We start from the raw sequence: 15,775 nt of genomic DNA on the forward strand, positions 1-15,775 counted from the left end.
AATGAGCACTAGCGCAGCACAAGAGAAGAGCGCCGCCAGCGGCGAATACAGCATTCTCGACAGCATCATCGCCGAAACCCGTCTGACCCCGGACGACGAAGCCTACGACATCGCCAAGCGTGGCGTGTCGGCGTTCATCGAAGAGCTGCTCAAACCGCAGAACAACGGTGAGCCGGTCAAGAAAGCCATGGTTGACCGCATGATCGCCGAGATCGATGCCAAGCTCAGCCGTCAGATGGACGAGATCCTGCACCACCCGGATTTCCAGGCGCTGGAATCGTCGTGGCGTGGTCTGCAGTTGCTGGTCGACCGCACCAACTTCCGCGAAAACATCAAGATCGAAATCCTCAACGTCTCCAAAGAAGACCTGCTGGACGATTTCGAAGATTCGCCGGAAGTCATGCAGTCGGGCCTGTACAAGCACATCTACACCGCTGAATACGGCCAGTTCGGTGGTCAGCCGGTGGGCGCGATCATCGCCAACTACTACATGTCGCCAAGCTCGCCAGACGTCAAGCTGATGCAGTACGTGGCCAGCGTTTCGTGCATGTCCCACGCGCCGTTCATCGCTGCCGCCGGGCCGAAATTCTTCGGTCTGGAAAGCTTCACCGGCCTGCCGGATCTGAAAGATCTGAAAGACCACTTCGAAGGCCCGCAATTCGCCAAATGGCAGAGCTTCCGTACCTCGGAAGACTCGCGCTACGTTGGCCTGACCGTGCCGCGTTTCCTGCTGCGTAACCCGTACGATCCGGAAGAAAACCCGGTGAAATCGTTCGTGTACAAGGAAACCGTTGCCAACAGCCATGAGCATTACCTGTGGGGCAACACCGCTTACGCCTTCGGCACCAAGCTGACCGACAGCTTCGCCAAATTCCGCTGGTGCCCGAACATCATCGGCCCGCAGAGCGGTGGCGCGGTTGAAGACCTGCCTCTGCACCATTTCGAAAGCATGGGCGAAATCGAAACCAAGATTCCTACTGAAGTATTGGTTTCCGACCGTCGTGAATACGAACTGGCCGAGGAAGGCTTCATCTCCCTGACCATGCGCAAAGGCTCCGACAACGCGGCGTTCTTCTCCGCAAGCTCAGTGCAGAAGCCGAAGTTCTTCGGCATCAGCGCAGAAGGCAAGGCGGCAGAGCTGAACTACAAGCTTGGCACCCAACTGCCGTACATGATGATCGTCAACCGCCTGGCTCACTACTTGAAAGTGCTGCAGCGCGAGCAACTCGGTTCGTGGAAAGAGCGTACCGACCTCGAGCTGGAACTGAACAAGTGGATCCGTCAGTACGTGGCCGACCAGGAAAACCCGAGCGCCGAAGTCCGTGGCCGTCGTCCGCTGCGCGCTGCGCAAGTGATCGTCAGCGACGTAGAAGGCGAGCCGGGCTGGTACCGCGTGAGCTTGAACGTGCGTCCGCACTTCAAGTACATGGGTGCCGATTTCACCCTGTCGCTGGTTGGCAAGCTGGACAAAGAGTAAGAGCGACTCATGGACGGATACGGCAGCCTGTTCGAACGCCTCAACGGCGACGCACAACTACGCAAGGGCAACAGCCTTGAGGCTTGCGCCATGGCGTCAGTGGCTGCCCATCTGGCCAAAATGCTCAGCACCCGGGCCGGCAGCGTGCAAACGCTGGCCGACTACGGGTTGCCCGATCTCAATGACATGCGTCTGAGCCTGCACGACTCCCTGAGTCAGGCACGTCTGGCTATCGAAAACTTCATCGAAGCCTACGAGCCACGCCTGAGCAATGTGCGTGTCATTTCCCTGCCGCGTGACCACGATCAACTTCGCCTGGCCTTCAGTATCGAAGGCCTGCTGGAAGTCGAGGGGTTCAAGCGTCAGGTCAGTTTCTCCGCGCGCCTGGATGGCAGCGGTCAAGTCAAGGTCACCTAAGGAGATCCCCGATGTCTGGCAAACCCGCAGCACGCGTATCCGACCCCACCGCTTGCCCGCTCCCCGGCCACGGCACCAACCCGATCGCCGCCGGTTCCGGCGACGTGTTCTTCGACGGCCTCGCGGCCGCCCGTGAAGGCGATGCCTCTGCGTGTGGTGGTGCGTTGGTCGGCGATCTTGCGACTACCGTGTTGATCAACGGAAAACCGGCCGCCACGGTTGATTCGGTGGGGACCCATGGCAACAAGGTTACGGCTGGATCCGGCACGGTGATTATTGGCAATTCGCATTCGCCAGCGCCGTTTGTTCCGCCGTTGCCGGTGGAGCTCAGTTGGCCGTTCAATGAGCACTTCGTCATCAATTGTCAGGACACCGGAAAACCGTTGTCCGGAATCGAGTACACATTGAAAACGGCATCCGGAAAAACCGTGAACGGTGTTACGGGCGCCGATGGCAAGACAAAGATGATTCATTCGGAGATCGCCGAGCCTGTTGAGCTGATCATTGAACAGCAAACTAAGGTGGCGATCGCTTGAGAATGTACAGAATGGCTCTCCGCTGTCTGTGGCAGGGTGGACGAGTAACAATGACCGGGATGTTGAAATGGCAAATACAACAGTAACTGCGACGCTGTCGCCGGCGAGTAACAAGACCGGGCAGACGGCAACTGCACGTCGATTTTCAGTCTCAGACATCCCTGGGGCAATGGACAAAATAAACTGGCCTGTTGCTGCTGGATTGATGCGCTATTGGTTTAAAGGCAATCCATGGGCCACCGAAGATGGCGGGATGGATGAACTCACCAAGGATCATAAAAAAGAGCCACTCGATCCCTATATAGAAAGCTCGATCGTAAAAATGGCTTGGGTGCTAAAGTTTGAACGCGCCAACAAGGTATTTAAAGAACTAAAGCTGAAATGGAATAGTCCGAACGCGCTGATTCGAATGCGTAATGATTTTCCGGCGAAGTTCGCAGGTAAAGTCGACGGTGCCTATCAGCAGAAATTTGGAAGTGCACGGGACGCTGAGAAATTTGGGTATACCAATACAATTTCGATTCAGACCTCAAATGCTAATGTTTTTCTGTTGGATGAACTTAGGGGTGCCCTTGCAAATTTCAATATGAGGGTCATTGCCGAAGGTGAAATTATTATTGCCTCAGGAAAAATCAGCTTTCTGGTTAATCGTCTGGGGTATTACGTTGATGATAGTTACGATTTCAGCGACGTGGGCAACCGTTTCAGTCAGCCTCTGGGTTATTGGAATTATGACGGTGTAGCTGATCCAGTAACAAGCAATGGGTCGAATTTCCTTGCGGCAATGGGTAAAGCAGAAATGGCCAGAACCGCTGCAATGCGTGGGGAGGACGTACAAGCTCTATTTAGGGATATAGACGGTAAACGCTACCACTTGATCCAAAACAGTGATTTTGCCGAGTACCGGGCGACCTATGGAAAAGGCGGAGATTTTACCGTGTATTCTGACATTTTGTATGAGGACGTAACTCCGCCTGTCTTAATCAAGGTAGTTGAGTAGATGCCTCTCAGAATCGCAGGTCTGGTTTTGTCAGCGACCCTGATGTTCGGGGCACTATCGTTTTATTTATTTATCGATAATCTTTCTGTGCGGCGTCCAGCTGTTATCGAGTTAAGTGATTCAAGGCAGTATATTGTTGAGCGTGTAGATTTTCCGTCTTTATTTTTCGGCGAAGATTTTTCTTATCTGCGAGTTACAGATCAAGATGCGCCTAAGTATATTTACCGTAGTCCTCTGTATCCAACCCGACTCTTGCTCCTGCAAGTAAATGAAGGCGAGGGAAGGGTAAGTGTTCCTAATATAGATTTTCTCACGGCTGAGAAGATATTTGTTTTTCATGATCGCCGTTGGATGGATCATGCGATGAATTATTTTGTGAGCAATACACCGTACGTTGTCGAGTCATTGGGTGAGGGTGAAAGATAATGGCTGGCCTGAAGTATTTAATATTTCATAAGTACAGGAAGGCGGCTTTCTGGGTGGCTGTATTATTTGTGTTTTTTTCTGTTTCATTGTTTTTTGTTGTGTCTGCCATGCGAAATTACCCGGCTAGCTCAACGGTAATTAGCCCTTCCGGCCGATATGTTATGGAAAACGTGCGGGTTGGAAAGATTCTTACCCTCGGTGGAATGGCCTATTTGAGAGTTATTGACAGGCAAAATCCGCAAGAAGTTTATCGTACACCGCTGTATGACACTCAGTCGTTGGACATGAGGGCATCAGAGAATGCATCAACTGTCGGTATTGTATGGATATATTTTAATAAGGATAAGAAAACTTTCGAGATAGCATTGCCTCAATGGGAAACCCATTGGTTGAATATTTTTATCAGTAATACGCCGTATGTATATCTTGAGAACTGAGATCCGTATGGGCCATTACGCAAATCTAGCCTGCACGCCTGATCTTAAGTTCAGGTCGGATACCGCGCATCATGCACAGGACAATCGGGACTGCGAATCCGGGCGGGATATTTTTTTGATGAGCTCCATTACCAGGCAGGTACCCCGTGTCCTTTAACCACTACTACCAAAGCGAACTCACCGCACTGCGCCAGCTCGGTCGCCGATTCGCCGAGCGTAGTCCGGCGCTGGCACCGTATCTGGGGCAGGCCGGGCGGGATCCGGATGTGGAGCGGTTGCTGGAAGGCTTTGCGTTCCTCACCGGGCGGCTGCGGCAGAAGCTCGATGACGAACTGCCGGAGCTCAGCCATTCGCTGATGCAACTGCTGTGGCCGAACTACATGCGCCCGCTGCCGGCGTTCAGCATTCTGCAGTTTGATCCGCTCAAGCGTTCCGGGCCGGCGCTGTTGGTTGAGCGCGATACGCCGATCGAGAGCAAGCCGATAGAAGACGTGCGCTGCCGTTTCCGCACCTGTTACCCGACCGAAGTCTTGCCGCTGGATCTGGCTGCGCTGAACTACTCGGTCAAGGGCGATGGCTCGCTGCTCAGCCTGCGTCTGGAAATGAGCGCTGACGGCCACCTCGGCGAACTGGAGCTGAGCAAGTTGCGCCTGCACTTTGCCGGCGAGCGTTACATCAGCCAGATGCTCTACCTGAGCCTGCTGCGCAACCTCGACGGCATCGAGCTGATTCCGCTCGACGCCGCCGGCAAGCCGATCGATGGCGTCAGCGGCAAGCCGATGGCGTTCAAGATTCCCGGCGACCGGGTGAAACCGGTGGGTTTTGCCGAAGAAGAAGCGTTGATCCCGTATCCGCTGAACACCTTCCGTGGCTATCGCTACCTGCAGGAATACTTCGCCTTCCAGGACAAATTCCTGTTCGTCGACGTCAACGGTCTGGACATTCTCAAGGCGCTGCCGGAAGACACGCTCAAGCAGATGCGTGGCCTCGAATTGCGTTTCGACATCCGCAAGAGCGGCATCATGCGCATGCGCCCGACGCTCGATAACGTGAAGCTGTTCTGCACGCCGATCGTCAATCTGTTCGAGCACGACGCTCTGCCGATCCGTCTCGACGGCAAGCAGGACGAATACCTGCTGCTGCCGGCGGAATACGACCTGGAAAACTGCGGTGTGTTCTCGGTGGAGACCGTCACTGGCTGGAAGCCCGGCGGCCTCGGTTATCAGGAGTACGTGCCGTTCGAATCCTTCGAGCACGACCCGAGTTTCGACGTGCCCAACAGCCGTCCGCATTACAGCATTCGCCAGCGTTCGTCCTTGTTGCATGACGGCCTCGACACCTACCTGAGCTTCGGCATCCGCCACACCGAAGCCCACGAAACGCTGTCGATCGAGCTGATGTGCACCAACCAGAACCTGCCGAAAAAGCTCAAGCTCGGCGACATCTGCATGGCCAGCGAGCAGACCCCGGAATTCCTCAGTTTCCGCAACATCACCCCGGCCACGTCGAGCTTCGCGCCGCCGCTGAACCGCGACTTCCTGTGGAAGCTGATCAGCAACATGTCGCTTAACTATCTGTCGCTGGCCGACGTCAATGCGTTGAAGGTGATTCTGGAAACCTACGACCTGCCGCGCTACTACGACCAGCACGCGGAGAAGGTCAGCAAGCGCCTGCTCGGCGGCCTCAAGCACATCAAGCATCACCACGTCGACCGACTGCATCGTGGTCTGCCGGTACGCGGTTTGCGCACCGAACTGACCATCGACCCGGAAGGCTATATCGGCGAAGGCGACCTGTTCGTCTTCGCTTCGGTTCTCAACGAGTTTTTCGCGCTTTACGCCAGTCTCAATTCATTCCATGAGCTGCGGGTAAAAAGCACACAGGGAGAGGTGTACCAATGGACACCACGTATGGGCCTGCAGCCCCTGCTTTAAGCGGGCTGACCAAGGTAATACGCGAGTACTCGCTGTTTCAGGCCGTGCTGCTGGTGATCGACCGGCTGCGCGAGGCACACCCGCATCTGAGCGAAGACGATCTGTACGACCAGGTCGAGTTCCAGGCCAACCCGAGTCTGGGCTTTCCGCGCAGCGACGTCGATCGCGTCGAGTTTTTCGAAGAACACGGCAAGATGCGCGCGCGCATGCGTTTCAACCTGATCGGTCTGGTCGGCTCCGGTTCGCCGCTGCCGGCGTTCTACGGCGAACAAGCCTTGGGCGACAGCGAGGACGGCAACCCGACGCGCAATTTCCTCGACCTGTTCCACCATCGCCTGCAACGGCTGATGCTGCCGATCTGGCGCAAGTACCGTTACCGCGCGAGCTTCCAGAGCGGCGCGATCGACCCGTTCTCGGCGCAACTTTTTGCGCTGATCGGACTGGGCGGCGACGAGATCCGCAAGGCCAAGGAACTCAACTGGAAACGCCTGCTGCCGTACCTCGGCCTGCTCAGTTTGCGCGCGCACTCGGCGGCGCTGATCGAAGCCGTGCTGCGTTACTACTTCAAGCACGAAGACCTGGTCATCGAGCAGTGCATCGAGCGCCGCGTGGAAATTCTCGACGAGCAGCGCAATCGTTTGGGCCGTGCCAACAGCGTACTCGGCGAAGACCTGGTGCTGGGCGAACACGTGCGCGATCGAAGCGGCAAATTCCGCATTCACATCACCGAACTCGACTGGCAGCGATTCCATGAATTCCTGCCGATCGGTTTCGGTTACCAGCCGCTCTGCGCGCTGGTGCGGTTCACCTTGCGTGACCCGCTCGATTACGACATTCGCCTGGTCCTGCGCCAGGAAGAAATCCGCGAACTGCGCATCGGTGAGCAGAACGCCTGTCGCCTCGGTTGGACCAGTTGGCTGGGCCGCGAAAAAGCGGACGGCGTGGTGACCCTGGGCAGCAAAATTCATTAAGGACGTGAGCCATGATCAACGTAGACCTGCAACAACTCATCCAGGCGCTGGACGCCGAAACCCGTCGTGATCTGGAACGTTCGGCCGAGCGTTGCGTCGCCCGTGGCGGCAGCAAGATTCTCGTCGAAGACTTGCTGCTGGGCTTGCTCGAGCGCCCGAACGGCTTGCTGTCGCGCGCGTTGCAAGATGCTGACGTCGACGCCGGTGAACTGACCGCTGCATTGCAATCGCGGGTCGAGCACAGCGCTTCGCGCAACCCGGTGTTCGCCCCGGAACTGGTGCAGTGGCTGCAAGACGCACTGCTGGTGGCCAACCTCGAGCTGGGCCAGACCCAGGTCGAAGACGCCGCGCTGATCCTGGCGTTGCTGCGCAACCCGATGCGTTATGCCGGCAGCCGCTATCAACCGCTGCTCGCCAAACTGAACATTGATCGCCTGAAGGAATTTGCCCTGTCGCAACAGGAGCAACCGGCGGCCAACGGCAAGCCGGCGGCGCAAGGCGAGTCGCTGTTGCAGCGCTTCACCCACAACCTGACCCAACAGGCCCGCGACGGCAAACTCGACCCGGTGCTGTGCCGTGACGGCGCGATCCGGCAGATGGTCGACATCCTCGCCCGTCGCCGCAAGAACAACCCGATCGTCGTCGGTGAGGCCGGTGTCGGCAAGACCGCGATCGTCGAAGGTCTGGCTTCGCGCATCGCTGCCGGTGAAGTGCCGCAGGTGCTCAAAGGCGTTGAATTACTCTCGCTGGACATGGGCCTGTTGCAGGCCGGCGCCAGCGTCAAAGGTGAATTCGAGCGTCGTTTGAAAGGCGTGATTGATGAGGTCAAAGCGTCGCCAAAACCGATCATCCTGTTCATCGACGAAGCTCACACCCTGATCGGCGCGGGCGGCAATGCCGGCGGTTCCGACGCGGCCAACCTGCTGAAACCGGCGCTGGCCCGTGGCGAACTGCGCACCATCGCCGCGACCACCTGGGCCGAGTACAAGAAATACTTCGAGAAAGACCCGGCGCTGGCCCGTCGTTTCCAGCCTGTGCAATTGCACGAACCGACCGTCAGCGAAGCGGTGACCATTCTGCGTGGTCTGGCTCAGGTCTACGAGAAGAGCCACGGCATCTACCTGCGCGATGACGCGGTGGTGTCCGCTGCTGAATTGTCCGCGCGTTACCTGGCCGGTCGGCAACTGCCGGACAAAGCCGTCGACGTCCTCGACACCGCGTGCGCCCGCGTGCGCATCAGCCTCGCTGCGGCCCCGGAAAGTCTGGAGCGCCTGCGTGGCGAACTGGCTGAAGGCGGCCGTCAGCGTCAGGCCCTGCGCCGCGATGCCGAGGCCGGTCTGCTGATCGACCACGAAGCGCTGGAAGCACTGGAAGCGCGTCTGGACGAAGCCGAAAGCGAGATGGTTGCGCTCGAGACCTTGTGGACTGAGCAAAAAGAACTGGCCGAGCGCCTGCTGGAACTGCGTCAGCAACTGGCCAAGGCCCGCGAGGCTGCAGCTGTTGAGCCGACCGTCAGCGTGGAAGAAGACGCCGAAGGCACCGTGATTGAAACTCTGGTCGCCGAAGTCGAAGAAGGCCAGAGCGTCGAAGCGCTGGAAGCCCAATTGCATGAAACCCACGCCGCGTTGACGGCTGCGCAAGTCAAAGAAGGTCTGGTCAGCTTCGAAGTCTGCCCGCGTCTGGTTGCCGAAGTGATCAGCGCCTGGACCGGTGTGCCGTTGGCGCAATTGGCCCGCGAGCACAACGCCAAGGTCGCCAGTTTCGCCACCGATCTGCGCACACGCATCCGTGGTCAGGAGCAAGCCGTGCATGCGCTGGATCGTTCGATGCGCGCGACCGCTGCCGGTCTGAACAAGCCTGATGCACCGGTCGGTGTGTTCCTGCTGGTCGGCCCGAGCGGCGTCGGCAAGACCGAAACCGCGCTGGCCCTGGCTGACCTGCTGTACGGCGGCGACCGCTTCATCACCACCATCAACATGTCCGAGTTCCAGGAAAAGCACACCGTCTCGCGTCTGATTGGCGCGCCACCGGGCTACGTCGGTTACGGCGAGGGCGGCATGCTCACCGAAGCGGTGCGTCAGAAGCCGTATTCGGTGGTGTTGCTCGATGAAGTCGAGAAGGCTGATCCGGACGTGCTCAACCTGTTCTACCAAATCTTCGACAAAGGCGTGGCCAACGATGGCGAAGGTCGCGAGATCGACTTCCGCAACACGTTGATCCTGATGACCTCCAACCTCGGTAGCGACAAGATCAGCGAACTCTGCGAAGACGGCGCGCGGCCGACCGCCGAAGTGCTCGAAGAAACCATTCGCCCGGTACTCAGCAAACACTTCAAGCCGGCGCTGCTGGCGCGGATGAAAGTGGTGCCGTACTACCCGGTGGGCGGGCCGGTACTGCGCGAGCTGATCGAGATCAAACTCGGCCGTCTCGGCGAGCGCCTGAACCGTCGTCAGCTGGAGTTCAGCTGGTGCCAGAACCTCGTCGATCACCTGTCCGAGCGCTGCACGCAAAGCGAAAGCGGCGCGCGCCTGATCGATCATCTGCTCGATCAACACGTGCTGCCGTTGGTGGCCGACCGTCTGCTCGACGCGATGGCGACCGGCGAGAGCCTCAAGCGTGTGCATGCCACGCTTGACGGCAACTCCAGCGTGACCTGCGAGTTCGTCTGAGGTGGGCGTGATGTTCACTCAAGTGCCGCAGCCACTGGTCTATGCCGAAGCGTTGCTGGCGCAGTTCGCCAGTCTGTCGCGGGCGGCGGACAGTGCTGCGCTGCTGGGTGAATTCGTCCGTGGCCTGGCCGAACTGAGTGGCTGCGAACTGACGCAGCTGTATCTGCTCGACGCCACCCACACCTGCCTGGGGATGAACGCCGAGTGTCTCGACGGCGCGTTGCAACCGCGTCAGGCGGCGAGCCTGCCGGCGGATTACAACGGTGAACAACTGCTGCAATTCGCCCTGTGCCAGAACCGCGTGGTGTGCCTCGACGACCTGACCGGCAGCCTGCACGAAACCAGTTTTCTGCCGGCGACGAGCACGCCGTGGCAGTCGCTGTTGTGCGTGCCGCTGGTCAATCAGCACAAGTCGGTTGAGGGCTTGTTGCTGTGTGCCAGTCGTCGTCGCACTGACTTGCAGGGTTTCGCCGACTCCCTTGGCCAGCTCGGCTCGTTCGTGCTCGGCCAGCTGCATCTGCTGCAACGCCTGCGTCAGCCAGCCGCCGAATCGGCCACCGCCACTCGCAGTGTGCCGAGCATCAGCGGCTACGGCCTGATCGGCAAAAGCGCGGCGATGCGCCAGACCTACTCGCTGATCAGCAAGATCCTCCACAGCCCGTACACCGTGCTGTTGCGTGGCGAGACCGGCACCGGCAAGGAAGTAGTGGCGCGGGCGATCCACGATTGCGGTCCGCGTCGCTCCCAGTCGTTCATCGTGCAGAACTGCGCGGCGTTCCCGGAAAACCTGCTGGAAAGCGAACTGTTCGGCTATCGCAAAGGCGCCTTCACTGGTGCCGATCGCGATCGGGCCGGGCTGTTCGACGCGGCCAATGGCGGCACGTTGCTGCTCGATGAAATCGGCGACATGCCGTTGTCGCTGCAAGCGAAGATTCTGCGTGTGTTGCAGGAAGGCGAGATTCGTCCGCTGGGTTCCAACGACACGCACAAGATCGACGTGCGCATCATCGCCGCGACGCACCGTGATCTGGCGGCACTGGTCAGCGAAGGCAAGTTCCGCGAGGACTTGTACTACCGCCTCGCGCAGTTCCCGATCGAGCTGCCGGCCCTGCGTCAGCGCGAAGGCGACATCCTCGATCTGGCTCGACATTTCGCCGAGAAGACCTGCACGTTTTTGCAGCGTGATCCGGTGCGCTGGTCGGATTCGGCGCTGGAGCATCTGTGCGGCTACAACTTCCCCGGCAACGTTCGCGAACTCAAGGCACTGGTCGAACGCGCGGTGTTGCTCTGCGAGGGCGGCGAGTTGCTCGCAGAACATTTTTCCCTGCGTCTGGAACCGATGCCCGAGGACAACAGCGGCTTGAATCTGCGCGAACGCCTGGAGCAGGTCGAGCGCACATTGCTGCTCGATTGCCTGCGCAAGAACGACGGCAACCAGACCCTCGCCGCCCGCGAGCTGGGCCTGCCACGGCGCACGCTGCTGTACCGCCTCGGGCGCCTGAATATCAATTTGGGTGACTTTGATGGTTGAGCTACAGCACTTCTTCGAACCCAACACATACCCTGTGGCGAGGGGATTTATCCCCGTCCGGCTGCGCAGTAGTCGCAGTCCGGTAAATACGGTTTCACTGAGAGACCGCGCTGGCAGGTTTTGGGGGCGCTGCGCACCCCAATGGGGACAAGTCCCCTCGCCACGGGAGGTCGCCGTACCTCCAGGCTATGGCGCAAGGCCCCGATCCAGAGGCTTCGAGCCCACCTCAAAAACTTATTTCAGCGCCGCCCGCAAGGGTCGGCGCTTTGTGCTTTGTCTACACCTGGAGACCCTCTGATGTCTGTTCGTCACTGGCACGCTGTCCTGCTGACCCTCGTCGTTCTATGCGGCCTTGGCGGCTGTAGCGGCAATTACAAATTCAACGACAACGACTATCGCCCGTTGGGTGATCCGCAAGCGGTCAATCGCGGCAAGTGACCGCAAGGAGCATCAAACATGGAATTGGTTTTCGAAATGCTGAACACCAAGCAGTTCGTGCCCACCGAGCTGTGCCAGCGGACCTTCAAACAGGCCGGTGGCGTGATCGGGCGCGGCGAGGACTGCGACTGGATCATCCCTGACCGCAAGCGGCACCTGTCCAATCATCACGCGATTGTCAGTTACCGCGAGGGCTCGTTCTTCCTTACCGACACCAGCAGCAACGGTGTCCAGGACGGCAGCAGTGGCGCACGCTTGCACAAGGGCGAGCCGGTGCGCATCGAGCACGGCAGCACCTACATTCTCGGCGACTTCGAGATCCGTGCGCGGCTGGTCCGTGACCCGGCGACCTTCGACGGCGAAGTCGGCCGTCCGCGCGCCGCTGGCAGCATCATTCCGGACGACGCGTTCCTCGACCTCGACCCGCTCAACGCCCTCGAACAGCAAGAGCGCGTGTACTCGGAAATCGACGAACTGCTGTCGCCCACCGCCAAGCCGGAAGACTCCCGTCAACGTGCCGACTACGCGCGCATCGACATGGAAAGCCTGATGGTCCCGGAGCTGATCGCCGCCCCGGTCGAACCTGAGCCGGCGCCTGCACCGAAAGCCGTCGAGCGTCAGAGCGAAGGTTTCTGGGAGCACTTCGGCGCGGCGCTGGGCGTCGACGTCAAAGGCCTCGGCCACGACGAACGCGAAGCGCTGGCGCTCAACGCTGCGCGCCTGCTGCGCCAGAGCATCGGCGGTTTGCAGCAAAGCCTGCGCACCCGCTCCGAGCTGAAAAACGAACTGCGTCTGGCGCAGACCACCGTGCAAGGCACCAACAAGAACCCGCTGAAATTCGCCGTCGATCCGAGCGAAGCACTGCAGATTCTGTTGCAGCCAAGCAAGCCTGGACACCTGCCGGCCGAGCAGGCGATCTCCCGTGCATTCCGTGATTTGCAGGCGCACCAAGTGGCTTTGCTGACCGCCAGTCGCGCCGCTGTGCGTGGCACGCTGGAGCACTTCTCGCCGGAGCAGCTGACCCTGCGTTTCGAGCGCGACAGCAAGCCATTGATCGCCACTTCGGGCGGGCGCTGGAGAGCATTCGGCCGCTACCACCAGGCACTGCGTCAGGACGATGACTGGAGCGAGCGTCTGCTGGCCCGCGACTTTGCTCAGGCCTACGAAGAACAGATCCGCCTGATCTCCACCCTCCACACCGACCACCAAGGATGATGCGCATGTCTCGCCGCTCGACCGCTTTTTTCAAGACGCTGACTGCGCTCACCGTGCTGGTGCTGCTGGCCGGTTGCTCGTCGCTGTCGCCGTACTCGAAAGTGACCAAGATCAATCTGAAACTGACCGGCAGCGATCAGCTCAACCCGGACCTCAACGGGCGGCCGTCGCCGATCGTCGTGCGCCTGTTCGAACTCAAGCACCCGGTGACTTTCGAGAACGCTGATTTCTTCAGCCTCTACGAACGCGCCAAGGAATCCCTCAACCCGGATCTGGTGGCCAGCGAAGAACTCGAACTGCGCCCGGGTGAAACCGTGGAACTGAAACTCAGCGTGGAGGAGGGCAGCCGTTACGTAGGCATCCTCGCTGCCTATCGCGACCTGCCGGATACCCAATGGCGGCACACCGTGCAGATCACTCCGCTGGAACTCACCGAGGCTGATCTGACCCTCGATCAGGCCGGTATCCGCAATACCCAACAAGTGCTCGCCAAGGCGGATGACTGATCATGAACACCCATAAAGTCATTTGGCAGGAAGGCATGCTGCTGCGCCCGCAGCACTTCCAGCACAACGATCGTTACTACGATCACCAGATGAAAACCCGCACGCAATTGCTCGGTGGCTACACCTGGGGTTTTCTCAATCTGGAAATCGACTTGCAGTTCCTCAACATGGGCAAACTGGTGATCAGTGAAGCCTCGGGGATTCTGCCGGACGGCAGTCTGTTCGAACTCGGTGGCAACACTGAGCCGCTGGCGCTGGACGTGCCGCCGAACACCGGCAACACGCCGATCTATCTGGCGCTGCCGCTGGTCACCGGCAACCACATCGAGGCCCGGCGCCCGGAGCAATCCGACGTGCTCGCGCGCTACACCGCCTATGACGCCGAAGTCGCCGACTCCAACGCCGGCGACGATTCCGCCAGTCAGGTCAGCTGCGGTCGCCCGGATTTCAAACTGTTGCTCGGCGAGCAGCAGAGCGATCAGGCCTACGTGAAGCTGAAAATCTGCGACGTGCTCGACACCACGCCCGACGGCGTGATCAGCCTCGACCCGGATTTCGTCCCGACCTACATTCAGGCCCACGCCTCCAGCTACCTGCTGTCGTGCCTGAAAGAAGTCATCAGCATGCTCAGCCACCGTGGCGACACCATCGCCGAGCGGATTCGCTCCAACGGCAAGGTCGGCGGCGCTGAAGTCGGCGACTTCATGATGCTGCAACTGATCAACCGCACCGAACTGCTGCTGCGCCATTACCTCGGTCTGGAACAAGTGCATCCGGAAGAGTTGTATCGCACGCTGCTGACCATGCTCGGCGATCTGGCGACTTTCTCCGGCGAGAGCAAACGCCCGCGCCTGGACAGCCGCTATTCCCACGCCGATCAGGGCGCAAGCTTCCGCAAACTGATGGAAGCGATTCGTCAGGTGCTGTCGATGGTGCTCGAACAGCACGCCATCGAGTTGATCTTGCAGGCGCGTCAGTACGGCATCATCGTCTCGCCGTTGCACGATCACAAACTGCTCGGCTCGGCCTCGTTCGTGCTAGCAGCCAGTGCCAACTGCGACTCCGAAGAACTGCGTCAGCGTTTGCCGCAGCACCTCAAGGTCGGCCCGGTGGAGCGCATCCGCCAACTGGTCAACCTGCACTTGCCGGGGATCAAGGTCAAACCGTTGCCGGTGGCCCCACGGCAGATCGCGTTCCATTCGAACAAAACCTATTTCATCCTCGAACTCAGTTCCGAAGACCTGGCACAACTCGAGCGCTCCGGCGGTTTCGCGTTCCACGTGTCCGGCGAATTCGCCGAGCTTGAACTGAAATTCTGGGCCATCAGGAACTGACCGACATGATCAAGGAAACGGATTACAACCAGGACGACAAAACCGTTCTGCTCGACCGTCAGGGCCACGGACCGGCATCGAGTCCGCTGACCGACTTCGCCGCGCCGCCGCGTTTCGAGCAACTGGAAGAACGCATGATCTACGCCGCGCGCCTGCGTCCGGCGGAGGCGTTCAACATCAGCCTCAACTCGCTGGTCGCGGCCTCGTCCGATCTGCTCTCGGAAGTGGTGCGTCTCAAGCACAGCGAAACCCGCGAAGACCTGTATGCGCTGAATGAGCGGCTGACCGCCGGGCTGAAATTGTTTGAAGTGCGCGCCCTGCACAACGGCGCCGAAAGCAGCCAGGTGATGGCCGCGCGTTACGTGCTCTGCACCGTGGTCGACGAAGCCGTCGTGACCACGCCGTGGGGCAACGAAAGCGAGTGGTCGCAGATGAGCCTGCTGAGCAGCTTCCACAACGAAACCTTCGGCGGCGAGAAGTTTTTCCAGCTGCTCGATCGGCTGTCGAAAAACCCGGTCAAGCACCTGCCGATGCTCGAACTGATGTACCTGTGCCTGTCCCTCGGTTTCGAGGGCAAGTACCGCGTGCAGGCGCGCGGCATGCTTGAGCTTGAAGGCATCCGCGACGCCTTGTACCGGCAGATCCGTCAGTTGCGTGGCGACGTGCCGCGCGAACTGTCGCCGCACTGGGAAGGCCTCAACGATCAGCGCCGCAACCTGGTGCGCATCGTGCCGGCGTGGATGGTGGTGCTCTTTACTCTGGTCTGCCTGGTGGTGATGTATTCGGGCTTCGCCTGGGTCCTGAGCGAACAACGCGACACTGTTCTGCATCCTTATCAGCCGCTTGATCCAGCCGCGGTGCAACCGCAGGCGCAGCCGTAAAAC

Annotated in this window: 15 protein-coding genes; all 15 read left to right on the forward strand. The window is 59.5% G+C overall.

The genetic code is table 11. The annotated features are described in order from the left end of the window. The first annotated feature begins 1 nt into the window (after position 1). Positions 2 to 1,477, forward strand: a complete 1,476-nt coding sequence (tssC, locus tag KVG85_RS20845; protein ID WP_016772499.1) for a type VI secretion system contractile sheath large subunit — start codon at positions 2 to 4, stop codon at positions 1,475 to 1,477. A gap of 9 nt (positions 1,478 to 1,486) precedes the next feature. Continuing rightward, positions 1,487 to 1,894, forward strand: coding sequence for a type VI secretion system baseplate subunit TssE (tssE, locus tag KVG85_RS20850; protein ID WP_007920274.1), 408 nt, complete (start codon positions 1,487 to 1,489; stop codon positions 1,892 to 1,894). Positions 1,895 to 1,905: 11 nt separating this feature from the next. Next, entirely contained in the window at positions 1,906 to 2,430 is a 525-nt protein-coding gene (locus tag KVG85_RS20855; RefSeq protein WP_217864844.1) for a PAAR domain-containing protein, read from the forward strand. Between the two features lie 67 nt (positions 2,431 to 2,497). Continuing rightward, complete coding sequence (locus KVG85_RS20860; protein WP_071172087.1) at positions 2,498 to 3,430, forward strand: DUF6402 family protein; 933 nt, start codon at positions 2,498 to 2,500, stop codon at positions 3,428 to 3,430. Next, complete coding sequence (locus KVG85_RS20865) at positions 3,431 to 3,856, forward strand: hypothetical protein (RefSeq protein WP_217864845.1); 426 nt, start codon at positions 3,431 to 3,433, stop codon at positions 3,854 to 3,856. After that, the gene (locus tag KVG85_RS20870; RefSeq protein ID WP_071172089.1) at positions 3,856 to 4,293 is read left to right on the forward strand and encodes a hypothetical protein; all 438 of its coding nucleotides are present in this window, start codon (positions 3,856 to 3,858) and stop codon (positions 4,291 to 4,293) included. The genes KVG85_RS20865 and KVG85_RS20870 overlap by 1 nt, the downstream gene beginning before the upstream one ends. 146 nt (positions 4,294 to 4,439) lie before the next feature. Next, positions 4,440 to 6,227 carry a type VI secretion system baseplate subunit TssF gene (gene tssF / locus KVG85_RS20875; RefSeq protein ID WP_122698730.1) on the forward strand — a complete coding sequence of 596 codons (1,788 nt, stop codon included), beginning with the start codon at positions 4,440 to 4,442 and terminating at the stop codon, positions 6,225 to 6,227. Then, the gene (gene tssG, locus KVG85_RS20880) at positions 6,191 to 7,198 is read left to right on the forward strand and encodes a type VI secretion system baseplate subunit TssG (RefSeq protein ID WP_056790879.1); all 1,008 of its coding nucleotides are present in this window, start codon (positions 6,191 to 6,193) and stop codon (positions 7,196 to 7,198) included. The genes tssF and tssG overlap by 37 nt, the downstream gene beginning before the upstream one ends. Positions 7,199 to 7,209: 11 nt before the next feature. Next, positions 7,210 to 9,867 (forward strand): type VI secretion system ATPase TssH, encoded by a 2,658-nt coding sequence (gene tssH / locus KVG85_RS20885; RefSeq protein ID WP_217864846.1) that lies wholly within the window; start codon positions 7,210 to 7,212, stop codon positions 9,865 to 9,867. A 10-nt stretch (positions 9,868 to 9,877) separates the two neighbouring features. After that, complete coding sequence (locus KVG85_RS20890) at positions 9,878 to 11,398, forward strand: sigma-54 interaction domain-containing protein (RefSeq protein ID WP_217864847.1); 1,521 nt, start codon at positions 9,878 to 9,880, stop codon at positions 11,396 to 11,398. Between the two features lie 297 nt (positions 11,399 to 11,695). Continuing rightward, entirely contained in the window at positions 11,696 to 11,836 is a 141-nt protein-coding gene (locus KVG85_RS20895; protein ID WP_003229566.1) for a hypothetical protein, read from the forward strand. 18 nt (positions 11,837 to 11,854) lie between these two features. Further along, positions 11,855 to 13,051, forward strand: coding sequence for a type VI secretion system-associated FHA domain protein TagH (tagH, locus tag KVG85_RS20900; protein WP_217864848.1), 1,197 nt, complete (start codon positions 11,855 to 11,857; stop codon positions 13,049 to 13,051). 5 nt (positions 13,052 to 13,056) lie between these two features. After that, on the forward strand, positions 13,057 to 13,557 hold the full coding sequence (gene tssJ / locus KVG85_RS20905) for a type VI secretion system lipoprotein TssJ (protein WP_016772509.1): 501 nt from the start codon (positions 13,057 to 13,059) through the stop codon (positions 13,555 to 13,557). Between the two features lie 2 nt (positions 13,558 to 13,559). Beyond that, on the forward strand, positions 13,560 to 14,891 hold the full coding sequence (gene tssK / locus KVG85_RS20910) for a type VI secretion system baseplate subunit TssK (protein ID WP_016772510.1): 1,332 nt from the start codon (positions 13,560 to 13,562) through the stop codon (positions 14,889 to 14,891). A gap of 5 nt (positions 14,892 to 14,896) precedes the next feature. Beyond that, entirely contained in the window at positions 14,897 to 15,772 is an 876-nt protein-coding gene (icmH, locus tag KVG85_RS20915; RefSeq protein ID WP_016772511.1) for a type IVB secretion system protein IcmH/DotU, read from the forward strand. The last annotated feature ends 3 nt before the right edge of the window (positions 15,773 to 15,775 follow it).

The organism is Pseudomonas triticicola (assembly GCF_019145375.1).
GTDB classification, from domain to species: domain Bacteria; phylum Pseudomonadota; class Gammaproteobacteria; order Pseudomonadales; family Pseudomonadaceae; genus Aquipseudomonas; species Aquipseudomonas triticicola.

Coding starts and splice junctions, on each gene's coding strand:
- tssC (WP_016772499.1), top strand. CDS start 2: ATGAGCACTAGCGCAGCACAAGAGAAGAGCGCCGCCAGCGGCGAATAC.
- tssE (WP_007920274.1), top strand. CDS start 1,487: ATGGACGGATACGGCAGCCTGTTCGAACGCCTCAACGGCGACGCACAA.
- KVG85_RS20855 (WP_217864844.1), top strand. CDS start 1,906: ATGTCTGGCAAACCCGCAGCACGCGTATCCGACCCCACCGCTTGCCCG.
- KVG85_RS20860 (WP_071172087.1), top strand. CDS start 2,498: ATGGCAAATACAACAGTAACTGCGACGCTGTCGCCGGCGAGTAACAAG.
- KVG85_RS20865 (WP_217864845.1), top strand. CDS start 3,431: ATGCCTCTCAGAATCGCAGGTCTGGTTTTGTCAGCGACCCTGATGTTC.
- KVG85_RS20870 (WP_071172089.1), top strand. CDS start 3,856: ATGGCTGGCCTGAAGTATTTAATATTTCATAAGTACAGGAAGGCGGCT.
- tssG (WP_056790879.1), top strand. CDS start 6,191: ATGGACACCACGTATGGGCCTGCAGCCCCTGCTTTAAGCGGGCTGACC.
- tssH (WP_217864846.1), top strand. CDS start 7,210: ATGATCAACGTAGACCTGCAACAACTCATCCAGGCGCTGGACGCCGAA.
- KVG85_RS20890 (WP_217864847.1), top strand. CDS start 9,878: ATGTTCACTCAAGTGCCGCAGCCACTGGTCTATGCCGAAGCGTTGCTG.
- KVG85_RS20895 (WP_003229566.1), top strand. CDS start 11,696: ATGTCTGTTCGTCACTGGCACGCTGTCCTGCTGACCCTCGTCGTTCTA.
- tagH (WP_217864848.1), top strand. CDS start 11,855: ATGGAATTGGTTTTCGAAATGCTGAACACCAAGCAGTTCGTGCCCACC.
- tssJ (WP_016772509.1), top strand. CDS start 13,057: ATGTCTCGCCGCTCGACCGCTTTTTTCAAGACGCTGACTGCGCTCACC.
- tssK (WP_016772510.1), top strand. CDS start 13,560: ATGAACACCCATAAAGTCATTTGGCAGGAAGGCATGCTGCTGCGCCCG.
- icmH (WP_016772511.1), top strand. CDS start 14,897: ATGATCAAGGAAACGGATTACAACCAGGACGACAAAACCGTTCTGCTC.